Origin of the sequence: Mycobacterium kyorinense, from assembly GCF_002101735.1 — a bacterium.
Classification (GTDB): Bacteria; Actinomycetota; Actinomycetes; order Mycobacteriales; family Mycobacteriaceae; genus Mycobacterium; species Mycobacterium kyorinense.
Window position 1 is genome coordinate 101,541 of the sequence record NZ_LQPE01000172.1, and the last position, 21,154, is coordinate 122,694.

Genomic DNA, 21,154 nt, shown 5'->3' on the forward strand with positions numbered 1-21,154 from the left:
CATGGCTTATCCGGTACTGGCGACTTACCGGTTGCAGCTGCGCGGCGCGTCGAGCGGGTTCGCGTTCACGTTCGCCGACGCAGAGGACCTGCTGGATTACCTCGACGAGCTCGGGGTGTCCCACGTCTACCTGTCGCCGATCATGACCGCGGTCAGCGGGTCCACCCACGGTTACGACGTCACCGATCCGACCACCGTGTCGGCAGAACTCGGCGGCGCCGAAGGCCTGGCCCGGCTGTCCGCGGCGGCGCGCGCCCGCGGCATGGGCTTGGTCGTCGACATCGTGCCCAACCACGTCGGCATCGACAAACCACAACAGAACCCGTGGTGGTGGGACGTGTTGCGGCACGGCCGCTCGTCGGCTTACGCGTCGTTCTTCGACATCGACTGGGATCTCGGTGACGGCCGAATCATCTTGCCGGTGTTGGGTTCCGACGACGATGCGGCCGACCTGACCGTCGACGGCGAGCTGCTGCGACTCGGCGACCTGGCGTTCCCGATCGCCCCCGGCACGGGCACCGGTACCGGCCCCGAGGTGCACGACCGCCAGCACTACCGGCTGGTCGGGTGGCGCAACGGAGTATGCGGCTACCGCCGGTTCTTCTCGATCACCTCGCTGGCCGGCCTGCGCCAAGAAGACCGCGCGGTGTTCGACGCCTGGCACGCCGAGGTGGCCCGCTGGGTGGCGGACGGGCTCGTCGACGGCATTCGGATCGACCACCCCGACGGATTGTCCGATCCGAGCGGCTATTTGAACTGGCTGCGGCAGCTGCTGGGCCCGCGGCCGTGGATCGTGATCGAGAAGATCCTAGCCGCCGACGAGGCACTGGAGCCGACGCTGCCGGTGGCCGGCACCACCGGCTACGACGTGTTGCGGGAAATCGGCGGGCTTTTCGTCGACCCCGCCGGGGCGCCGGCTTTGACGGCATTGTTCGAATCTGCCGGCGTCGACTACCACGCGATGCCGGCGCTGCTGGGTGAACTCAAGGGCGTCGCGGCAACGGTCACGCTGGCCAGCGAGCTGGCCCGGCTGCGTCGCAGCATCGTCGCGGCCGCGGGCGCCGACCATCCGCTGCTGCCCGACGCGGTGGCGGCGCTGCTCGGCCACGTCGGCGTATACCGCAGCGACTACCGCGGGCTGGCCGCTTTGTTGCCGGCCGCCATGGCCGAAACCCAGCCCGGTGCACCGGAACTCGGTCCGCCGCTGCAGCTGATCGCCGCCGCGCTGGCCGATGGCGGCGAGCCGGCGGTGCGGCTGCAGCAGCTGTGCGGCGCGGTGACGGCCAAGGCGGTCGAGGACTGCCTGTTCTACCGCGACGCTCGGCTGGTGTCGCTCAACGAGGTCGGCGGCGACCCGCAGCGGTTCGGCGTCGGCGCGGCCGAGTTCCACCACAGCGCCGCCACCCGGGCCCGGCTGTGGCCGCAGACCATGTCGACGCTGACCACCCATGACACCAAACGCGGCGAGGACGTCCGCGCGCGCATCGGTGTGCTCTCGCAGGTGCCGTCACTGTGGGCCGAATTCGTCGCCCGCTGGGAAACCAGGACGCCCTCCCCCGACCCGGCGACCGGGTTGTTCTTGTGGCAAAACATCTTCGGGGTGTGGCCAGTGGACGGCGAGGTCACCGCGGAGCTGCGCGAGCGGCTGCACGGCTACGCCGAAAAGGCGATCCGCGAGGCGGCCTGGCACACCGCCTGGCACGATCCGGACAGCGACTTCGAGGGCGCGGTTCACCACTGGCTCGACACGGTGCTGGACGGGCCGGCGGCCCGCGAGCTGACCAGCCTGGTGGCCCAGCTGAATTCGCATGCCGAAAGCGACGCGCTGGGCCAGAAGCTGCTGGCATTGACCGTTCCCGGCGTCCCGGACATCTACCAGGGCACCGAGCTCTGGGACGACAGCCTGGTCGACCCGGACAACCGCCGCCCGGTCGACTACACCGCGCGCCGCGAGGCACTGAAAACGTTGCAGCATCCCAAAATTCGGGTGGTCGCGGCCGCACTGCGGCTGCGGCGCGCCCGACCGGACACCTTCCTGGAGGGTGGTTACCACCCGGTGCTCGCCGCCGGCGCGGCAGCCGATCACGTTGTGGCGTTCCGGCGCGGCGACGACGTCCTGGTCGCGGTCACCCGGTGGACTTTCCGGCTCGAAGACACGGGCTGGGGCGACACCGTCGTGCCGCTGCCCGCGGGCTCGTGGACCGACACGCTGACAGCTAAGCGCTGGAGCGGATCGACGCCGGCCGCCGAGTTGTTCGCCGAGCTGCCGGTCGTATTGCTGGAACGTGCCGATGACTGAATTCGCGGTCTGGGCACCGAAGCCCGAACGGGTGCGCCTTGACGTCGACGGCACGGTGCACCCGATGACCCGCTCGGCCGACGGGTGGTGGCACGCCACCGTCGACACCGCGCCCGACGCCCGCTACGGCTACCTGCTCGACGACGACCCCACGGTGCTGCCGGACCCGCGCTCGGCCCGCCAGCCCGACGGCGTGCACGAGCGGTCGCAACTGTGGGACCCCTCGGCCGCGGCCTGGAGGGACGGCGACTGGGCCGGGCGGTCCGTCGAGGGCGCGGTGATCTACGAACTGCACCTCGGAACCTTCACTCCCGCAGGCACGTTCGACTCAGCCGTCGAAAAGCTGGACTACTTGGTCGATCTCGGAGTCGACTTCGTCGAACTGATGCCGGTCAACGCGTTCTCCGGCACGCACGGCTGGGGATACGACGGGGTGCTGTGGTATGCGGTGCACGAGCCCTACGGCGGCCCCGACGGGCTGGTGCGGTTCGTCGACGCCTGCCATCGCCGCGGCCTCGGGGTGTTGATCGACGCGGTGTTCAACCACCTCGGGCCGTCGGGTAACTACCTGCCGCGGTTCGGCCCGTATCTGTCGTCGGGCAGCAACCCGTGGGGCGAGGGCATCAACATCGCCGACGCGGACTCCGACGAGGTGCGCCGCTACATCATCGGCTGTGCGCTGCGCTGGATGCGCGACTTCCACGCCGACGGGCTGCGGCTCGACGCGGTTCATGCACTGGTGGATACCACCGCGATCCACATCCTCGAGGAGCTCGCAGCCGAAACCGATGCGCTCGCAGCGCAACTCGGCCGGCCGCTGTCGCTGGTCGCCGAAAGCGACCTCAACGACCCGCGGCTGATCACGCCCCGCGACCAAGGCGGTTACGGGCTCACCGCGCAGTGGGACGACGACATCCACCACGCCATCCACACCGCGGTTTCCGGCGAACGGCAGGGCTACTACGCCGATTTCGGCTCCATGGCCACCTTGGCCAAGACACTACGTAACGGTTTCTTCCACGCCGGCACCTATTCGTCGTTCCGGCGCCGCCGCCACGGCCGGCCACTGGACACGTCGAAGATTCCGGCCACCCGGCTGCTGGCCTACAGCTGCACGCATGACCAAGTCGGCAACCGGGCTCTCGGGGATCGCCCGTCGCAGAACCTCTCCCCCGGCCAACTCGCCGTCAAAGCGGCTCTGGTGCTCGGGTCTCCGTACACCGCAATGCTTTTCATGGGTGAGGAGTGGGGTGCGTCAACCCCGTTCCAGTTCTTCAGCTCGCATCCCGAGCCGGAGCTGGCCCGCGCGACCGCCGAGGGCCGCAAGAAGGAGTTCGCCGAGCACGGCTGGGCCGCCGACGACATCCCCGACCCGCAGGATCCGCAGACCTTCCGGCGCTCCAAGCTGGACTGGGGCGAGGTCGAGACCGTCGACCATGCGCGCCTGCTCGAGGTCTACCGAGAACTGATGACGTTGCGGCGCAAGGAATCCGACCTAGCCGATCCGTGGCTGGCCGACCTGACCATCGACTACGACGAAGACCAGCGCTGGATCGTGCTGCGGCGCGGCCGGTTCGCCATCGCCTGCAACCTCGACGCCGACGCGGCGCAGGTTCCGGTCACCGGTGAGGTGGTGCTGGCCTGGGACCCACCGCACGTCGGCGACACCTCGACCGAACTGCCCGGGCATTCGTTCGCGATCCTGCGTGCCTAACCGCGAGCGTGCGTGTTTGCACGCCGAAACGCCGCAAATCGTGTGCAACTGTGCACGCTCGCGGCCAGGTGCCGGCTACAACAAATAGCGGTAGGCCGGCGAGCCCGGCTCGAGCGCCTCGACGTGAATCTCGGTGGCCCGCATGCGCTCGAGCAGCCCGTCCAGGTCCGCGGCCGACCCCAGCTCGATGCCGACCAGCGCTTCGCCGGTCTCCCGGTTGTTGCGCTTGACGTACTCGAACAGCGTGATGTCGTCGTTGGGTCCGAGCACGTCGTCGAGGAATCGGCGCAGTGCGCCCGGCTCCTGCGGGAAGTCGACGAGGAAGTAGTGCTTGAGCCCGAGATGAACCAGCGAGCGCTCCAGCACTTCCCCGTAGCGAGACACGTCGTTGTTGCCGCCCGAAATCAGGCACACCACAGTCGAATCCGGCTCGACGTCGGTCTCCAGCAGGCCAGCCACCGACAGCGCGCCGGCCGGCTCGGCGATGATGCCCTCGTGCTGATACAGGTCGAGCATCGCGGTGCAGACCGCGCCCTCGTCGACCGCCGTGATCGACACCATGTCCCCGGCGGCGGCCAGCGCCGCATACGTCAGGGTGCCGGCCCGGTTGACGGCGGCGCCGTCGACGAACTGGTCGACATAGTCCAGCGTCACCGGCTCCCCCGCGGCCAGCGCGGCCATCATCGCCGCCGCGCCCGCCGGTTCGACGCCCAGCACTGACGTTTTCGTCGTCCGCTCCGCCAGATAGGTGGTGATACCCGCGATGCAGCCGCCGCCGCCCACCGGGACCACCACCAGATCCGGCTCGCCGCCGAGCTGGTCGAGCAGTTCGACCGCGATGGTGCCCTGCCCGGCGATGGTCCGCACGTCGTCGAACGGCGGCACCAGGGTGGCGCCGGTCCTGGCCACATCGTCGAGCGCAGCCTCGGCGGCCAGGTCGTAGGTCGTTCCGCCCACGATCAGCTCGATGAAATCCCCGCCGTGATAGCGGATGCGATCACGCTTCTGCTTGGGGGTCTTGGCCGGCACATAGACCCGCCCGTGGATCCCCAACGCCCGGCACGCGAACGCGAAGCCCTGGGCGTGGTTGCCGGCCGACGAACACACCACGCCCGCGGCGACCTCCTCCGGCGACAGCTGCACTAGCAGGTTGTAGGCACCGCGCAGCTTGTACGAACGAACCGACTGCAGGTCTTCTCGTTTGAGGTAGACCCGGGCGCCGGTCATCGCCGACAGCCGGTCACAGAGCTGCAGCGGTGTCGGTGTGACCACGCCGGCAATCCGGTCAGCCGCCGCGTCGATGTCGGCCGCGGTCAACGGCCCGGTGACCTGGGTGCTCGGCGTCTGGCTCGGTTCGGCGGACACCGATCAATGGTGCCACCCAACAGGCAGTTCAGTGCACAGGGGTCAGCACAAACACCGGAATTTGCCGGTCGGTTTTGGCCTGGTATTTGGCGTAGTCCGGCCACACCTCGACGGCCCGCTCCCACCAGACGGCTTTCTCGTCGCCGAAGACCTCGCGCGCCTCGTAGTCACCGCTGACCGGGCCGTCCTGCAACTCGACCCGTGGGTTCTTCTTGACGTTGTAGTACCAGACCGGGTTCTTCGGCGCGCCACCCAGCGACGCGACGATGGCGTACTCGCCGTTGTGCTCGACCCGCATCAGCGGCGTCTTGCGTAGTTTGCCAGTCTTCGCTCCGACGGTGGTCAGCAGTATGACGGGCTTTCCCTGCATCTCGGTGCCCTCGGTCCCGCCGGAGGCGGCGTACTTCTCGGCCTGCTCGCGCGACCAGTCCAGTGGGCTCGGGGCGTACTCACCTGATAGCGGCATACCCCCACCTTAGAAGGTGGGGAATCGAGGGCTGCCTGATCGGGAGTTTCGCTTGGCCGAAACCCTGTGTACTCGGTATCCTGAACTTTGTGACAGCGCCGCAACCCGTACTGCTCGCCGGTGTGCCGTGGCCGCGCTACAAGCTGGTCGCGCTGCTTGCCGGCCTGGTCACCTTCCTGATCGTCGGGCTGCTGACCACCAGTGCCGCGCCGTCGGTGCTGACCGCCGCGGCGGTGGCCGTGGTGTCCGGGCTCACATTCAAGACGCTCTCCCGCAACTAAGCCGGTTGCGCCGTCGTGGCGGCCTTGGGTTCGTGTACGTCGGGTCCCGGCTCGCTCGCGTAAAGCTCGTCGATTTCGGCGGCGTACTTCTCCGCGATCGGGCGCCGTTTGAGCTTCATGGTCAGCGTCATCTCGTCGCCGCCGGGCTCCCACAACGTGGGCAGCACCCGGAAACGCTTGATCTGCTCGACCCGCGACAGTTTGGCGTTGCCCTCGGCCACTCCCGCCGCAATCCGCGCAATCACTTCCGGGTCGGCCGCCAACGCCGCGGCCGAGGGGTCGAGACCGTGCTGGGCGGCGTAGGGCGCCACCGAGTCGGCGTCGAACACCAGTAACGCGGTGTTGAACGGCCTCCCGTCACCGATCGTGACCATCGCACCGATCATCGGGCAAGCCGCCATGATCGCGTTCTCGATGTTGGCCGGCGACATGTTCTTGCCGGCCGCATTGATGATCAGTTCCTTTTTGCGGTCGACCACCCGTAGGTAGCCGTCGGCGTCGATGTCGAGAATGTCGCCGGTGTGCAGCCAGCCGTCGGCGTCGATCGCTTCGGCGGTCTTGGCCGGCTCCTTGCGATAGCCCTTCATCACCAGCGGCCCGCGAACCAGGAACTCGCCGTCGTCGGCGATCTTGCTCTCCAGCCCCGGCAGCAGCTTGCCCACCGTGCCCAGGCGTCCCTCGCGTGGATGGACCACGCTGGCAACGCAACTGAGCTCCGACATCCCCCACACCTCGGAGATCGGGATACCGATGCCGGCGAAGAAGCCGAGGGTTTCCCTGGGGATCGGGGCCGCCCCGGACACCGCCCACCGCAACTGGTCCAGCCCCAGCCTGGCGCGCAGCTTGGACAGCACCAACTCGTCGGCCGTCGCCCATTCCGCCGCCACGTCATCGGGTACCGGCTCGCCGGCGATCAACGCCTCGGCGCGTTTCCCGGCGAGCGCCAGCGCCCACTGCAACGCGAGACGGCGCTCCTCGTCCGGCTCGTTTGCCACCGCGAATTCGATCGCGGCCTTGAGCTTTTCCCAAACACGGGGCACCGCGCCCCAAATGGTGGGCCGCACATCGGGCAACGCAGCCGCGATGGCACGGGCGTCGGACACCACCGTTACCTGCGTTCCGAAGACTTCCTGGTTGTACAACGCCATCATCCGGTCGGCGATGTGCGCCGAGGGCAGAAAAGAGGTTATCCGGTCCCCGAATTCGACACCGAGAACGGCATCGAGTGCTTCGGCCTCGAACAGCAGGTTGGCTTGCGTCATCTCCACACCTTTGGGGTTGCCGGTGGTTCCCGAGGTGTAGATGAGGGTGACGACATCGTCGGGTTGTACTGCCCGCCAAGTGGATTCGAAGTCGAAGTCGTCGCTGGCGGCGGCATGCAGATCGTCCACCGACAGCGTTCCCGGCGGCGAACCGTCAATGCAGACAATGTGCTCGATCGGCGCGCCGCTGGCGCGGATCCGGTCGACGTATCGGGCCTCGCACATCACCACCTTGGTGCCCGCATTGTCGAACAGGTAGGTCAGTTGCTCGGCGGGCAGCGTGTTGTAGACCGAGAACGACGTGGCGCCGACGTGCTGTGCGCCCACCTCGAGCGGGTAGAACTCGATCCGGTTGGCCATCATCAGCGAGACGGTGTCGCCGCGACGCACCCCGAGCCCGGCCAGCCCCGCCGCGACCCGGCGCACCTGCGCCGCGTATTCGCGCCAGCTCAACGTCGCAGTGTCGCCGGGCGTGCGCAGCGCCACGGCGTCCGGATCGATCGCCGCAGTGCGCTGGAATGCTGCGGGCAAGGTGCGCGGCCGCTCGGCTGTCGTCATTGCAATCTCCTTTGCTACCTACCCGATCAGAGCACAAAGTCGATCGGCGCAGGAGTAGGTTCGCCGACATGGCGGCGACGCTGATCACCGGCGCGAACGTGTGGGACGGGGTCTCGGCGTCCGCCACTCCGCGGCACGTGCTCGTCGTCGACGGCCGGATCCGACGGGTCGGCGACGCGCTCGAGGCGCCGGCCGATGCGCGGGTGGTCGACCTGTCCGGCCACACGGTGACGCCGGGGTTCATCGATTGCCATACCCATGTGATGGTGGCGCCGCCGTTGGGCCCGCACCTGGCCGCCCGCTCGAGCACCGCGAAGGCGCTGATGTCGCTGCCGGTATTGCGGGCCTTGCTGAGCAACGGGTTCACCACTATCCGCGACTTGGGTTGCGGCGACGTCGACTACCCGACGATTGACCTGCGCGACGCGGTTGCGGCCCGTCTGGTCGAGGGGCCGCGGATGGTGGTGGCGCCGCACATGATTTCCGCGCGCGGCGGGCACGGTGACTTCAGCGGATTCCTCGCCGACGAATATCAGGGCGACGCGCGGCCATTGCAGTTGGCGGCGGCCGACGGTGGTGACGAGATCCGCTCCCGGGTGCGGCAGGAGATCCGGGCCGGTGCCGACTGGATCAAGTTCGCGGCGACCGGCGGCTTCGCGTCGCCGTCGGACGATCCCGGCCACGCCACCTACAGCCAGGAGGAGATCGACGTCCTGGTCGCCACGGCCACCGACCTCGATATTCCGGTCACCCCGCACAGCTACGGCGACGAAGGCATCCAGCGCGCCGTGCGCGCCGGCGTGCGCAGTATCGAGCACGGCAACCTCGCCTCCGCCGAGACGTTGCGAATGATGGAGGACGCCGGGGTTTTCATGGTCCCGACGCAGTACGCGATCCTGTCCGGCGCGCGGCGCGGCGAAGACGACCCGTTGCTGGCCGGAGTGCCCGAGTACGCGCTGCGCAAGTTCCGGAAGTACCGCGGCCCGTTGCTGGATGCGGCCGAGCGGCTGGCCGCCAGCAACGTTCGCATCGCGTTCGGCACCGACGCGGGCATGTTTCCGCACCACGAGAATTGGCGTGAGTTCCCGGCGATGGTGTCCACCGGCATCAGCCCGCTGCGGGCGCTGCAGGCTGCCACCAGCGTTGCCGCCGAACTGCTCCGGCTCGACGACCTCGGCGTGATCGCCGAGGGCAAGATCGCCGATGTGATCGCGATGCCCGGCGACCCGCTCGCCGACATCGAGGTCACCGGACAGGTGGACTTCGTGATGAAAGACGGTGTCATCTACAAGGGCAAGGCGGCATGAATGCCACAGGTACAGGCGTCGATTGACGGGCAGGTGCAACGCATCCCCCACTCGATCACGGCGCGGGCGCGCGCCAACGACGCCATCTGCGCGTCGATCTCGGCGAGTTTGGCCTCGGCAAGCGCGCGGCTGGCCGGGCGCCCGGGCTCGTCGTCGGCGAACAGCACCTGGATCTCGTCAAGCGCGAAGCCAGCGGATTTGCAGAGCCGGATCACCTCCAGCCGGGTCAGCACGGCATCGTCGTAGCGGCGCTGACCGCCCACCCTGACTGGAGCCGGCAGCAGTCCGATCTGCTCGTAGTACCGCAACGTGGTCGCCGCGACACCCGCTTGGCGTGCTACGTCCCCGATCGTGAGCGCTGTGGTCATCGGGCCCTCCACGAGATCCAGAACTTGACTTAGAGCCAACTCTAAGTCGTTGACTCGGCGGTATGCACACACAGGTACTCGACGAGTTGCGCGCCGCCCGATACGCCTCACTGCGAAGCTTCCGCCGCGACGGCACGCCGGTTGACACGCCGATCTGGTTCGCCCTCGACCGAAACGTGCTGCTATTTCGCACCAAAGTGGGCCCGAAGACACGCCGACTGGCGGCGCGTCCCGACGTCGAGCTCACGGCCTGCGACTACCGCGGCCGGATCCCTCGCGGCGCGACGACCATCGCGGGCCGCGCCACTGGCAGTGGAACATCGCGCCGCTGATCAAAGTTCCGGGCGTCACCAATGTGCACCAGGATCTGTGCGTGCGCGAAAAGCTACGCCGCGCACGTGACCGGGAAGTTTGGCCCGACAGCGTCATCGTTCGAGTGGAGTTGTCACATGTCTGACCCGGTTCGCTCACCGACTGTTTTCGAATGCTGCACCGCCGCAGCCGGACTCGTTCGCGGTCTGGTGCGGCCCAGGCGGCCGGATCAGCGGTTCATCCGCAGCATCGTCGACGCGGGACTGCCGGATCCCCGGAACACCGTGACGCTGACTGCGCTTCCGCAGGTGCCTCGCTGGGTGCCGACCCCGACGATCGTCGAGGGTATGTTCGCGCCTCGGCGGGTGCCAAACGCATTGACCTCGTTCGTCGTTACGCATCCGCAGGCCACGTTCATCGTCGATCCCGCCGTGTGCATTGACGTCGAGCAACGGGCGATCGCCCAACTACCGACAGTGCTGCGCGTCGCGGTCCGTCCGCCCGCCGATGCGATTCCAACGATCACCGCACTGCGTCGGCTGGCCGAAGAACCGCACTTGGATTTCGCCTTACCGACCCACGCACACTGGGATCACGTCTCGGGGCTGCTGGACATTCCCGACCTTCCGGTTCACCTGCACCGCACAGAACACGAATGGATCAGTTCCGGGCGGGTCGCGCCGGTCGGCGGCGTCCGCGATTCGCTGCGCGATCGGCCCATCGTGGAATACGACCTGGATGGACCACCGATACTCACCTTCACCCGAAGTCACGATCTGTTCGGCGACTACTCCGTGATCCTTGTGGACCTCGCTGGACATACCCCGGGCAGCATCGGGGTGCTCACCCACACCGGGCGGGGATGGATCCTGATCGCCGGTGATGCCGCCTGGCACGAATTGCAGATCGACAGCATCCGGCAAAAGTCAAGTTACCCCGGCGCTTTCGCAGACGAGGATCGTGACGAAACCTTCCGAACACTCCAACGACTGCACCTGGCCCGTCACGCGGTGACGATCATCCCGACCCACGACCATCAGGCGTCGATGTGGTTGTCCGCCTAACCACCGAGTGTGCGGCCAGCTTCACACTCGGTGGCCGTCAACCACCCAGACAGCCCGGGCCTAGCAGCGCCTTGAGGTCGCCCATCAGCGCCGGCGACGGGGTCACCCGCAGCGACGAGTCGAGTTCCAGGGTGGTGATCCGGTCGCCGCTGATCAACCGCAGATGCACCTGCGACGTGCCGGGGTGGCGCGCCAGCACCTGCTTGAGCGCGGTGACCTTGTCCATGGTGCATTGGCGGGTGGGCAGGCTGACCGCCAGCGGCCGGTCCACCTGTGCGCCGGAAAAGTCCGGTACCACAAGATCGTTCGCGATCAGGCAGACTCTGTCGTCTTGGATCTTCACCCGCGCGCTGACCAGCACCACCGCGTCGTCGACGATGTCCGCCCCGTACGTGGAATAGGTGTGCGGGAAGAACATCACCTCGATGCCACCGGTCAGGTCTTCCAATTGCGCCGACGCCCACGGCATCCCATTCTTGTTTACCCGCCGGTTGACCGAGGCGAGGATGCCACCCACCTTGACCGCGGTGTCGTTGGGAACATCTCCGTCGAGGATCGCCGGAATGGGCGTGTCGACCTGGGTGGCCAGCAGATGCGCGACGCCGTTGAGCGGATGCCCGGACACATACAAGCCCAGCATCTCGCGCTCGAGGGCCAGCTTGTGCTTGTCGTCCCACTCCTCGTCGGGCACCTTGATGGTGAACACCGCGTTGGTGCCGGCGTCTTCGCCACCGAACAGGTCGAACTGGCCCATCGCCTCGGCCTTTTTGGTGCCCAGCACCGAATCCACGGCGTCGGTGTGCACCAGGAACAAGCCTTTACGCGGGTGGCCCAGCGAGTCGAACGCGCCGGCCTTGATCAGCGACTCGGTGACCCTCCTGTTGCACGCCGCGATGTCGATCTTGTTGAGGTAGTCGGAGAAGTCGGTGAACTTGCCCTTCTCGGTACGGGTATTGATCAGGGAGGCAACGACGTTGGCGCCGACGTTGCGTACCGCGCCGAGCCCGTAGCGGATGTCGGCGCCGACCGAGGCGAAGTTGAGCCCGGACTCGTTGACGTCCGGCGGCAACACGGTGATGCCGAGCTTGCGGCAGTCGGCCAGGTACACCGCGGCCTTGTCCTTGTCGTCGCCCACCGACGTCAAGAGCCCCGCCATGTATTCGGCGGGATAGTTCGCCTTCAGGTACGCAGTCCAGTACGACACCATCCCGTAGCCAGCGGCATGCGACTTGTTGAACGCGTAGTCGGCGAACGGCAGGATGGTGTTCCACAGCGCCTTGATGGCGCCGGCCGAGAAACCGTTGGATTGCATTCCCGCCGAGAAGCTTTCGTATTCGGCGGCCAGCACGTCGGCCTTCTTCTTGCCCATCGCCTTGCGCAGAATGTCGGCTTGGGCCAGCGAGTAGCCGGCCACCTTCTGCGCGATCCGCATGATCTGCTCTTGGTAGACGATCAGGCCGTACGTTTCGGCGAGGATCTCCTCCAGCGGCTCGGCCAGCTCGGGATGGATCGGCTTGATCGGCTGGCGGCCGTTCTTGCGGTCGGCGTACTCGTTGTGGGCGTTCTGCCCCATCGGGCCGGGCCGGTACAGCGCGATCACCGCGACCACGTCTTCGAACCCGGTGGGCTGCATGCGGCGCAGCAGGTCGCGCATCGGCCCGCCGTCGAGCTGGAACACCCCGAGCGTGTCGCCGCGGCCCAGCAGCTCGTAGGTCGCCTTGTCGTCCAGCGGCACCGATTCCAGGTCGAGGTCGATTCCCCTGTTGGCCCTGATGTTCTCGATCGCGTCGCCGATGATCGTCAGGTTGCGCAGCCCGAGGAAGTCCATCTTCAGCAGGCCGATGGCCTCGCATGCCGGGTAGTCCCAGCCGGTGATGATGGCGCCGTCCTGCGGCCGCTTCCACAGCGGAATGGCCTCCGTCAGCGGCTCGCTGCTCATGATCACCGCGCAGGCGTGCACCCCGGCGTTGCGGATCAGGCCCTCCAGCCCGCGGGCGGTCTGGTAGATGGTGCGCACGTCGGGGTCGGTGTCGATCAGGCCGCGGACCTCGGCGGCTTCCTTGTAGCGCTCGTGGTTGGGGTCGGTGATGCCGGCCAGCGGAATGTCCTTGGCCATGATCGCCGGCGGCAGCGCCTTGGTGATCCGGTCGGCGATTGCAAAGCCGGGCTGGCCGTAGTGGATCCGCGCCGAATCCTTCAGCGCCGCTTTGGTTTTGATGGTGCCGAAGGTGATGACCTGGGCAACCCGGTCCTGGCCCCACTTCTCGGCGGCGTAGCGCACCATTTCGCCGCGGCGACGGTCGTCGAAGTCGATGTCGATGTCCGGCATCGACGTGCGCTCCGGGTTGAGGAAGCGCTCGAACAGCAACCCGTGCGGGATGGGGTCGATGTCGGTGATGCCGAGCGCGTAGGCGACCAGCGAGCCCGCCGCCGAGCCGCGGCCCGGCCCCACCCGGATGTCGACCGAGCGGGCGTAGTTGATCAGGTCGGCGACGATCAGGAAGTACGACGGAAATCCCTTGTCGCAGATGACTTCGATCTCGTAGGCGGCCCGCTGCGCGTATCCGTCGGGCAGCCTGTCACCGAAGCGTCGCCGCAACCCGGCCTCCACCTCGTGACGCAGCCAGGAGGCCTGGTCGTGCCCCTCGGGGACCGGGAAGACCGGCATCCGGTTGCGCGGCGCCCACACGTCGGCGTAGGAGCCCACCCGCTCGGCGATCAGCAGCGTCGCGTCACAGGCGCCGGGGACCTGGTGGTCCCAGATCTCGCGCATCTCGGCGGCCGACTTGAGGTAGTAGCCGTCGCCGTCGAACTTGAACCGGTTGGGATCCGAGAGCGTCTTGCCGGTCTGCACGCACAGCAGCGCCTCGTGGTTGTGGGCGGCGTCGCGGGTGACGTAGTGGCAGTCGTTGGTGGCCAGCGGCGGGATGTTGAGGGTGCGGCCGATTTCCAGCAGCCCGTCGCGGACCCGGCGTTCGATGTCGAGCCCGTGGTCCATCAGCTCGAGGAAGTAGTTCTGCGGGCCGAAGATCTCCCGCCACTTGGCGGCGGCCTCCAGCGCTTCGCGGCGTTGCCCGAGCCGCAGCCGGGTCTGCACCTCACCGGACGGGCAGCCGGTGGTGGCGATGATGCCCTCGGCGTGCTCGGCGATCAGCTCGGCGTCCATCCGCGACCACTTGCTCAGCTGGCCCTCGAAGGAGGCCAGCGACGACAGCTTGAACAGGTTGCGCAGGCCGGTGGCGTTCTCGGCGACCATGGTCAGGTGGGTGTACGACCCGCTGCCGGAGACGTCGTCGCTCTTTTGGCCAGGGTCGCCCCAGAAGATGCGGCGGGTGTCGAATCGAGAGCCGGGCGCGATATAGGCCTCGACGCCGATGATCGGCTTGATTCCCGCCTTGGTGGCCGCGTTGTAGAACTCGCTGGCGCCGAACATGTTTCCGTGGTCGGTCATCCCGATCGCGGGCATTTCCAGCCGCTCCGCCTCGGCGAGCATCGGGGTGATCTTCGCAGCACCGTCCAACATCGAATACTCGGTGTGGTTATGCAGGTGCACGAAGGACTGGTTCATAGAGACGCCAGTCTATGACCGGGCACCGACGAGTCTCGGCGTGTCGGCATGCGTGTCTGCTTTGCGCCGTCGACCTCCTCGCCGAACGTGACGCTGCTGCGACTTCCCGGCCAGATTTTCGCAGCCGTTTCACGCTCGGCGCGCATTTCTTGGGACAGTTGCTGCTCGGCTGCTCTAGCTTGACAGGCATGAGCGTGTACCGGGTCACCGACTTGATCGGGACGAGCACCGTGTCTTGGGAGGACGCCGCGGCGGAGGCGGTGCGCCGGGCACAGGAGACCATCGACGACATCCGGGTCGCCGAGGTCGTCGAGCAGGATCTGGCCCTGGACTCGAGTGGGGGGATCACCTACCGCACGAAGCTGCGGATCTCGTTCAAGATCAGGCCGCGCAAGACGTCCTAGCGGCGCAGGTCCCGGACGATCCGAAGCGCGGGCAGCAGCACGCTGCGCGGCGCGAACCTGCCGCCCACGCTGGCGACTTTCGGCACCAGCCCGGGCACGACGCTGCGCTTACCGTCGCGCATCCCGGCGATCGCGGCTTCGGCGACGTCGTGCGGCGAGACTTGCGCCAAGCCGATGTTCACGTGCTCGGCGTCGGCGATCTGCGCCCACTCCGTCGGCACCGGTCCGGGACACAAGACGGTGCACGAGACCCCGGTGCCGTGCAGCCCCTCGTGCACGGCTTCGGAAAAGGTCTGGACGAACGCCTTGGTGGCCGAGTAGACCGCCATGCCCGGCAACGGCTGGAACGCCGCGATCGACGCGATGTTGAGCACCGCTCCGGCGCCACGCTCGACCATGCCGGGCAGCGCGGCATGGGTCAGCTCCATCAGAGCCAACGCGTTGAGCGTGACCTGCTCGGTTTCCCGCTCGATCGGCAACTCGTGGAACGCGCCGCTGGTCCCGAAGCCGGCGCTGTTGCACAGCCCCGCGATCGGTTCGCGGCCGATCAGGTCGGCCAGAGCGGCGCGTCCCCGGGTCTTGGCCAGATCCAGCGGCATGACATCGACCCCGACCGAGTACTCCTTGGTGAGTTCCGCGGCGAGGTCGTCCAGGCGTTCTCTGCGACGCGCAACAAGCAGCAGCGGGTAGCCGCGGCGGGCCAGGCCGCGAGCCAATTCGGTGCCGATGCCGGACGAGGCGCCCGTGACGACGACGGTTGCGTGGTTGCTCGGTTTGGGCAGGCTCATGATGTCCTACCAGTGGATCCCGCGGGTGGCACGTACAAACGTCTCGCTACGTTTGTCGAATTTCGTTGTCTCCTCGGCGCGTTCGCTGCCCGCCGCGGCGGCGGAGTCGTCGAACATGGCGAAGGCGCGGTTGCGGACGTAGTCCATCACCAACGGGTTGACCGCGTCGGCGACGGCCGCGAACTGCCCGATCGGAGGGCTGACCCGGCGCGGCCGGTGCACGATCGCATCGGCGAGCACACCCGCCGCCTGATCGGGCGTCAGCGTCGGGAACCGGTCGTACATGGTGGTGGGGCTGATCATCGGCGTGCGGACCAGCGCCATGTGCACGGTGGTGAATCGCACGTCGTCGTTGACGGTTTCGGCCTGCAGCGCGTCGCACAGCGTGTCGAGCGCGGCCTTGCTGGCGATGTAGGCACCGAAGCGCGGTGCGCGGGTCTGCACGCCGGCAGACGACACGTTGATGATCTGGCCGAAACCACGTTCCCGCATTCCTGGGATGAACTTCAAAATGAGCTGCACCGCGCCGAAGTAATTCAGCTGCATGGTTCGCTGGTAGTCGTGAATTCGGTCGTAAGACAACGCAAGTGAGCGCCGAATCGACTTGCCGGCATTGTTGATCAGGATGTCGACGCGGCCGAGGTCGGCCAGCACTTGGTCGGCCATCGCGGCAACGGCGTCCATGTCGGACAAGTCGCAGGGGTAGACATGGGCGGTGCCGCCATCGGCACGGATTCCATCGGCGACCTTCTCCAGCTTCTCGGGAGTACGGGCGACCAACACCACCTCGCCGCCGGCGCGGGCGATTTTCTTGGCGGTCGCTTCCCCGATGCCGGACGATCCCCCGGTGATCACGGTGATCGTGCCGTCGACGGCATCGTGGAGGCTACGGCCCGCCACAGCGTCGAGCAGGTTGCGCAGATAAAACGGTCGGTACCGCCCCGCGGAATTGGGCGTGTTGACAATGCTCGAGACGGCAGCGATCGGCTTTTCGACAAGGCTGGTGAGGTCAGCGAGATTCATGGATCTACAGTGTCCTACACCACAGCGGGTGATTCGTGGGCAATCGCCTTGTTACGTCGAGTAATTTGCCCGTGACGACCGTCTAACGGCGGTGCAACCGGCCAATGATGCCCTAGACGCATGGGAATGCTTTCACGGTTTCGCAAACGCAAAGCGACCAGTATCTACGCCAGGATCGGCGGCCACGAGGCGCTCGAAATGGTTGTCGAGGACTTCTATGCTCGCGTGCTCGACGACGACGAGCTTTCTGGCTTCTTCGCGGGAACGAACATGAATCGGCTGAAGGGCAAGCAGGCCGCATTTCTGGCCGCGGCGCTGGGCGGGCCCGAACCCTACGAAGGCGCGTCGATGAAGCAGGTGCATCAGGGCCGCGGCATCACCATGCACCACTTCAACCTAGTGGCCGGGCATCTGACGGACTCGTTGGCGGCGGCCGGAGTGCCGTCCGAAACGATCGACGAGATACTCGCCGTGGTGGCGCCGCTCGCCGGCGACATCGCCTCGGACGCCGAGACCGCGCGGGTCTGAGCCGTCCTGGTCGAGGCCGTAAGCCCGCCTAGTTATCCCTCGGCGCGCAGCACGTCCAGCGCGTGCTGCAAATCCTCGGGGTACGGGCTGACGATCTCGATGCGCCTGCCGTCGGCCGGGTGAGCGAATGCCAGCGACCGGGCGTGCAGCCATTGCCGTTCCAGCCCAAGCTTTTTCGCGAGTTTGGGGTTGGCCCCGTAGGTGAGGTCGCCGCAGCAGGGGTGGTGCAGCGCGGCGAAATGCACCCGAATCTGGTGGGTGCGACCGGTTTCCAGGTGCACGTCGAGCAGGCTGGCCGCGACGAACGCTTCGATGGTGTCGTAGTGGGTCAGGCTGTGCCGGCCGTTCGCGGTGACGGCGAACTTCCAGTCGTGGCCACGATGCCGGCCGATCGGTGCGTCGATGGTGCCGCTGGACGGGTCCGGATGTCCTTGCACCAGCGCGTGATAACGCTTGTCGACGGTGCGCTGCTTGAATGCCCGCTTGAGAACGGTGTACGCGCTCTCGGAGATGGCCACCACCATCACCCCCGACGTCCCCACGTCCAGGCGATGCACGATGCCCTGGCGCTCGTGCACACCCGACGTCGTGATCCGGAAGCCGGCGCCGGCCAGTCCGCCGAGCACCGTCGGCCCGGTCCAGCCGACCGACGCGTGCGCGGCCACCCCGGCGGGTTTGTCGACCGCGACGATGTCGTCGTCGGCGTAGAGAACTTTCATGCCTTCGATCTCGACGGGTGTGTTCTCCAGCGGGGCCGGCGCGTCGGGCAACCGCACGTGCAGCAGGGCGCCCGGGGTCAGCCGATCGGACTTGCCGGCCGGCGCGCCGTCCAGCTCGACGTCGCCGCCTTCGGCCAGCGCCGCGGCGGCGGTGCGGGACAGGCCGAGCAGCCGCGCCAGCCCCGCATCCACCCGCATGCCCGCCAAGCCCTCCGGGACGGGCATCGACCGGTCGGGCATCAGCGCTCGTCGGCCTTGCCGGCGGTCTCCACGAGTTCGTCGCCCGGTTTCCGCCGGCCGACGGTGTCGAAGTCGAAGCCGAACACCGACAGCGCAACCAGCAGGATCGCCCCGCCCACCACCGACGGGTCGGCGACATTGAACACCGGCCACCAGCCGATCGACAGGAAGTCGACGACATGCCCGCGCAGCGGGCCCGGCGACCGGAAGAACCGATCGACCAGGTTGCCCATCGCGCCGCCCAGGATCATGCCCAGGCCAATGGCCCACCACGGCGAGACCAGACGCCGTCCCATCCAGAAGATCCCGACCACCACCCCCGTCGCGATCAGGGTCAGCAGCCAGGTGTATCCGGTCGCCATCGAGAACGCGGCCCCGGAATTGCGCACCAACGTCCAGGTGACGGTGTCGCCGATGATCGACACCGGCTGGCCCGGGGTCAGCAGCCTGACGGCGAGCACCTTGGTGACGATGTCGAGCGCCAACACCACCGCCGCGACCGAGAGCAGCAGGCGCAGCCGTCGCGGCGGAGCAGTAGGTTGCGGCGTTCCCGCGGGGGATTCGTCAGTCACGCCCCTATCATCCCAGCATGAGCCGCCTGACGGTCATCAGCACCGGTGGCACGATCGCCACCAGCACCGACGCCGACGGGGTACGCCGGCCGACCCGCAGCGGCGCCGAGCTGACCGCCGGCCTGGACGTGGATGTCGTCGACGTGCTCTCGCTGGATAGCTCGCAGTTGACGCCGGCCGACTGGGACGTGATCGGCGCGGCGGTGCGCGCGGCGGTCGACGGCGGCGCGCGGGGCGTGGTCGTCACGCACGGCACGGACACCCTCGAGGAGACCGCGCTGTGGCTCGACCTCACCTACGACGGCGCGGCGCCGGTGGTGATCACCGGCGCCCTGCGCAGCGCCGACGCGCCCGACGCCGACGGCCCGGCCAACCTGCGCGACGCTTTGTCGGTGGCTGCCAGCGCCGACGCCCGCGACCTGGGCGTGCTGGTGTCGTTCGGCGGTCGGCTGTTGCAGCCGCTGGGCCTGCGCAAAGTGGCGACGGGCTTCGCGGGCGAGCCGCTGGGGACCCTCGAGGAGGTCGTCCGCGACAAGGTCCGGCCCTACCTGGGCGAGCTCAGCGCGGCACGGGCGCCGCGCGTCGACATCGTCGCGACCTATCCGGGCGGCGACGCGGTGGCGCTGGATGCCTGCGTGGCCGCCGGCGCCCGCGGTGTGGTGCTGGAGGCGCTCGGCTCGGGCAACGCGGGAGCGGCGGTGATCGACGGGGTGCGCCGGCATTGCGCCGCGGGGGTGGTGGTCGCGGTGTCCAGCCGGGTCGCGGGCGCCCGGGTCGGTGCGGGATACGGCCCGGGCCGGGAGCTGGCCGACGCGGGCGCGGCGATGGTGCCCACGCTGCCGCCGAGCCAGGTGCGGGTGCTGCTGATGGCGGCGCTGGCGGCCGGTCTACCGGTCGGCGACGTCGTCGGCCGCTGGGGCTGATTCGACCAGTCCCGCAACGTAATCCGGCCAGTCGAGGCTCTCCACGGGGTTGGCGGCGGCCAGGTCGGCGGTGTCGGACGCGAACGTGCGGGCCGGGCCCGGCCCGGTGCTGCGGGTTTCGAACCGCACCGTGACCACGCCGTGGCCGGCGCCCTGCACCCAGCCGTGCCCGAAGTCGCGGTGGGTGACGTCGTCGCCGATCCGCCACGCCGCGGTGTCCGGCTGCGCCGGTGCCTCCGCGGCGTGGTCGGCGTGCGACGTCTCGGCCGACATGTCCAGGTCGGGGAACAACGACTCCTGAAGCACATCGGACAACCCCGAAAACCCCACGCCGAGTAGGCGAATCGGCCCGATCTGGCGCGGGTCGAGCAGCAGCCGGCGGGCCAGCGCGAGCAGCGCGGCGGCGTCGGCGGTCGCGTACGGCAGGGTCGCCGAGCGGGTCAGCGTGCTCATGTCTGACTTCTTCAACTTCACCGTGACGGTGCGGGCGCCGCGGCCGTCACGGGTCAGTCGCTGATGGGCGTGCTCGGCGATCGGGCCGACGGCCTCCTGCAGTTCCTCGAGCGTGGTCAGGTCGGCGGGGAAGGTGGATTCGGCGCTGATCTGCTTGGCTTCGGCGCGTTCGGTGACCGGCCGCTCGTCGATGCCGCGGGCCAGCCGGTGTAGCGCGGGGCCGATCGTGGCGCCCAGGATGCTGGCCACCTCGGCTTCCGTCAGCGCCGCGAGCTGCCCGATGGTCTCGATGCCGAGCCGATGCAGCTTTTCCTCGGCGACCGGCCCGATCCCCCACAGTCGTCGCACCGGAAGGCCGCCGAGCAGCGGTGTTTCGTCGGCGCGGCGGACCACCCGGATACCGTCGGGTTTGGCCATACCCGAGGCGATCTTGGCGATCTGCTTGCCCGACCCGGCGCCGACCGAGGCCACCAGGCCGGTCTCGTCGCGCACCCGCCGCCGCAGCTGCTCGCAGAACCGCTCGACGTCGTCGGGCGACGCCCCGACCAGTTCTGCCGGCTCCGCGAATCCCTCGTCGTACGACAGCTGCTCGACGACCGGGACCACGGCGCGAATGACGTCGAAAACCCGCCGGCTGGCCACCCCGTAGACCACGCCGCGCGGCGGCAGCACCACCGCGTGGATGCCGACCAGTCGGCGCGCCTGATGCATCGGCATCGCCGACCGGGCGCCGAAAACTCGTGACTCGTAGCTGGCGCCGGCCACCACCCCGCGCCCGCCCAGCCCGCCGACCAACACCGGGCGCCCCCGCAATGTGGGCCGGGTCAGCTGCTCGACGGACGCGAAGAACGCGTCCATGTCGAAATGCAGCACCCACCGCGAGTCCACACTCGCAGATGCTATTGCGCTAACGTCTTGATTCGTGCCCGCGGTGAAGCCC

General features: G+C 68.2%; 18 protein-coding genes and 1 pseudogene. 9 read left to right on the forward strand and 10 right to left on the reverse strand.

Annotated elements, in window-relative coordinates:
- Position 1 precedes the first annotated feature (1 nt).
- Both treY and treZ read left to right on the forward strand, forming a co-directional pair.
- On the forward strand, positions 2-2,299 hold the full coding sequence (treY, locus tag AWC14_RS26385) for a malto-oligosyltrehalose synthase (RefSeq protein ID WP_045379310.1): 2,298 nt from the start codon (positions 2-4) through the stop codon (positions 2,297-2,299).
- Positions 2,292-4,013 (forward strand): malto-oligosyltrehalose trehalohydrolase, encoded by a 1,722-nt coding sequence (gene treZ, locus AWC14_RS26390; protein WP_045379398.1) that lies wholly within the window; start codon positions 2,292-2,294, stop codon positions 4,011-4,013. Before treY ends, treZ begins: the two co-directional genes overlap by 8 nt.
- 75 nt (positions 4,014-4,088) lie before the next feature.
- Here the strand turns inward: treZ and ilvA are convergent, their stop codons facing one another.
- Entirely contained in the window at positions 4,089-5,378 is a 1,290-nt protein-coding gene (gene ilvA, locus AWC14_RS26395) for a threonine ammonia-lyase (protein WP_045379312.1), read from the reverse strand.
- 28 nt (positions 5,379-5,406) lie between these two features.
- Entirely contained in the window at positions 5,407-5,844 is a 438-nt protein-coding gene (locus AWC14_RS26400; RefSeq protein ID WP_045379315.1) for a nitroreductase family deazaflavin-dependent oxidoreductase, read from the reverse strand.
- An 89-nt stretch (positions 5,845-5,933) separates the two neighbouring features.
- Here AWC14_RS26400 and AWC14_RS26405 point away from each other — a divergent pair, with 89 nt between their 5' ends.
- Positions 5,934-6,125, forward strand: coding sequence for a hypothetical protein (locus AWC14_RS26405; protein WP_045379318.1), 192 nt, complete (start codon positions 5,934-5,936; stop codon positions 6,123-6,125).
- Here the strand turns inward: AWC14_RS26405 and fadD11 are convergent.
- Positions 6,122-7,945, reverse strand: coding sequence for a fatty acid--CoA ligase FadD11 (gene fadD11 / locus AWC14_RS26410; protein WP_045379321.1), 1,824 nt, complete (start codon positions 7,943-7,945; stop codon positions 6,122-6,124). The genes AWC14_RS26405 and fadD11 overlap by 4 nt on opposite strands.
- 68 nt (positions 7,946-8,013) lie before the next feature.
- Here fadD11 and AWC14_RS26415 point away from each other — a divergent pair, with 68 nt between their 5' ends.
- Positions 8,014-9,252: a metal-dependent hydrolase family protein gene (locus AWC14_RS26415; RefSeq protein ID WP_045379323.1), complete on the forward strand. Its 1,239-nt coding sequence runs from the start codon at positions 8,014-8,016 to the stop codon at positions 9,250-9,252.
- On the opposite strand, the gene AWC14_RS26420 is transcribed toward AWC14_RS26415, so the two are convergent.
- Positions 9,231-9,620, reverse strand: a complete 390-nt coding sequence (locus AWC14_RS26420) for a MerR family transcriptional regulator (RefSeq protein WP_045379326.1) — start codon at positions 9,618-9,620, stop codon at positions 9,231-9,233. The genes AWC14_RS26415 and AWC14_RS26420 overlap by 22 nt on opposite strands.
- A 62-nt stretch (positions 9,621-9,682) precedes the next feature.
- Between AWC14_RS26420 and AWC14_RS26425 the strand changes: the two are divergent.
- Positions 9,683-10,077, forward strand: a pseudogene (locus AWC14_RS26425) (PPOX class F420-dependent oxidoreductase).
- Complete coding sequence (locus AWC14_RS26430; protein ID WP_045379328.1) at positions 10,070-10,996, forward strand: MBL fold metallo-hydrolase; 927 nt, start codon at positions 10,070-10,072, stop codon at positions 10,994-10,996. Before AWC14_RS26425 ends, AWC14_RS26430 begins: the two are co-directional and overlap by 8 nt.
- Before the next feature lie 37 nt (positions 10,997-11,033).
- Here AWC14_RS26430 and dnaE read toward each other — a convergent pair whose 3' ends face one another.
- Entirely contained in the window at positions 11,034-14,564 is a 3,531-nt protein-coding gene (gene dnaE, locus AWC14_RS26435) for a DNA polymerase III subunit alpha (RefSeq protein ID WP_057003362.1), read from the reverse strand.
- Positions 14,565-14,752: 188 nt separating this feature from the next.
- On the opposite strand from dnaE, the gene AWC14_RS26440 reads away from it, so the two are divergent.
- Positions 14,753-14,968, forward strand: a complete 216-nt coding sequence (locus AWC14_RS26440; protein WP_045379330.1) for a dodecin family protein — start codon at positions 14,753-14,755, stop codon at positions 14,966-14,968.
- On the opposite strand, the gene AWC14_RS26445 is transcribed toward AWC14_RS26440, so the two are convergent.
- Together AWC14_RS26445 and AWC14_RS26450 are read right to left on the reverse strand one after the other, a co-directional pair.
- A complete protein-coding gene (locus AWC14_RS26445; RefSeq protein ID WP_045379332.1) occupies positions 14,965-15,756 on the reverse strand; it encodes an SDR family NAD(P)-dependent oxidoreductase in 792 nt (263 codons plus the stop codon). The two genes, AWC14_RS26440 and AWC14_RS26445, sit on opposite strands and share 4 nt — an antisense overlap.
- 6 nt (positions 15,757-15,762) lie before the next feature.
- The gene (locus tag AWC14_RS26450; protein WP_045379340.1) at positions 15,763-16,779 is read right to left on the reverse strand and encodes an SDR family NAD(P)-dependent oxidoreductase; all 1,017 of its coding nucleotides are present in this window, start codon (positions 16,777-16,779) and stop codon (positions 15,763-15,765) included.
- A 120-nt stretch (positions 16,780-16,899) separates the two neighbouring features.
- Between AWC14_RS26450 and AWC14_RS26455 the strand changes: the two genes are divergently transcribed.
- A complete protein-coding gene (locus AWC14_RS26455) occupies positions 16,900-17,307 on the forward strand; it encodes a group I truncated hemoglobin (protein WP_045379343.1) in 408 nt (135 codons plus the stop codon).
- 32 nt (positions 17,308-17,339) lie between these two features.
- Here AWC14_RS26455 and AWC14_RS26460 read toward each other — a convergent pair whose 3' ends face one another.
- Together AWC14_RS26460 and lspA are read right to left on the reverse strand one after the other, a co-directional pair.
- Positions 17,340-18,266, reverse strand: a complete 927-nt coding sequence (locus AWC14_RS26460; RefSeq protein ID WP_045379346.1) for an RluA family pseudouridine synthase — start codon at positions 18,264-18,266, stop codon at positions 17,340-17,342.
- On the reverse strand, positions 18,266-18,838 hold the full coding sequence (gene lspA, locus AWC14_RS26465) for a signal peptidase II (RefSeq protein ID WP_045379349.1): 573 nt from the start codon (positions 18,836-18,838) through the stop codon (positions 18,266-18,268). Before lspA ends, AWC14_RS26460 begins: the two co-directional genes overlap by 1 nt.
- Before the next feature lie 17 nt (positions 18,839-18,855).
- Here lspA and AWC14_RS26470 point away from each other — a divergent pair, with 17 nt between their 5' ends.
- Positions 18,856-19,761 (forward strand): asparaginase, encoded by a 906-nt coding sequence (locus tag AWC14_RS26470; RefSeq protein ID WP_045379352.1) that lies wholly within the window; start codon positions 18,856-18,858, stop codon positions 19,759-19,761.
- Here the strand turns inward: AWC14_RS26470 and AWC14_RS26475 are convergent.
- Entirely contained in the window at positions 19,726-21,102 is a 1,377-nt protein-coding gene (locus AWC14_RS26475; RefSeq protein ID WP_057003361.1) for a DNA polymerase IV, read from the reverse strand. The genes AWC14_RS26470 and AWC14_RS26475 overlap by 36 nt on opposite strands.
- Positions 21,103-21,154 lie beyond the last annotated feature (52 nt).

Bases quoted from the DNA above. Each gene is read 5' to 3' on its own strand.
- AWC14_RS26445 (WP_045379332.1), bottom strand. From the start codon at position 15,756: ATGAGCCTGCCCAAACCGAGCAACCACGCAACCGTCGTCGTCACGGGC.
- AWC14_RS26400 (WP_045379315.1), bottom strand. From the start codon at position 5,844: ATGCCGCTATCAGGTGAGTACGCCCCGAGCCCACTGGACTGGTCGCGC.
- AWC14_RS26450 (WP_045379340.1), bottom strand. From the start codon at position 16,779: ATGAATCTCGCTGACCTCACCAGCCTTGTCGAAAAGCCGATCGCTGCC.
- AWC14_RS26460 (WP_045379346.1), bottom strand. From the start codon at position 18,266: ATGCCCGACCGGTCGATGCCCGTCCCGGAGGGCTTGGCGGGCATGCGG.
- fadD11 (WP_045379321.1), bottom strand. From the start codon at position 7,945: ATGACGACAGCCGAGCGGCCGCGCACCTTGCCCGCAGCATTCCAGCGC.
- AWC14_RS26455 (WP_045379343.1), top strand. From the start codon at position 16,900: ATGGGAATGCTTTCACGGTTTCGCAAACGCAAAGCGACCAGTATCTAC.
- treZ (WP_045379398.1), top strand. From the start codon at position 2,292: ATGACTGAATTCGCGGTCTGGGCACCGAAGCCCGAACGGGTGCGCCTT.
- AWC14_RS26420 (WP_045379326.1), bottom strand. From the start codon at position 9,620: ATGACCACAGCGCTCACGATCGGGGACGTAGCACGCCAAGCGGGTGTC.
- AWC14_RS26440 (WP_045379330.1), top strand. From the start codon at position 14,753: ATGAGCGTGTACCGGGTCACCGACTTGATCGGGACGAGCACCGTGTCT.
- AWC14_RS26415 (WP_045379323.1), top strand. From the start codon at position 8,014: ATGGCGGCGACGCTGATCACCGGCGCGAACGTGTGGGACGGGGTCTCG.
- dnaE (WP_057003362.1), bottom strand. From the start codon at position 14,564: ATGAACCAGTCCTTCGTGCACCTGCATAACCACACCGAGTATTCGATG.
- treY (WP_045379310.1), top strand. From the start codon at position 2: ATGGCTTATCCGGTACTGGCGACTTACCGGTTGCAGCTGCGCGGCGCG.
- AWC14_RS26470 (WP_045379352.1), top strand. From the start codon at position 18,856: ATGAGCCGCCTGACGGTCATCAGCACCGGTGGCACGATCGCCACCAGC.
- AWC14_RS26430 (WP_045379328.1), top strand. From the start codon at position 10,070: ATGTCTGACCCGGTTCGCTCACCGACTGTTTTCGAATGCTGCACCGCC.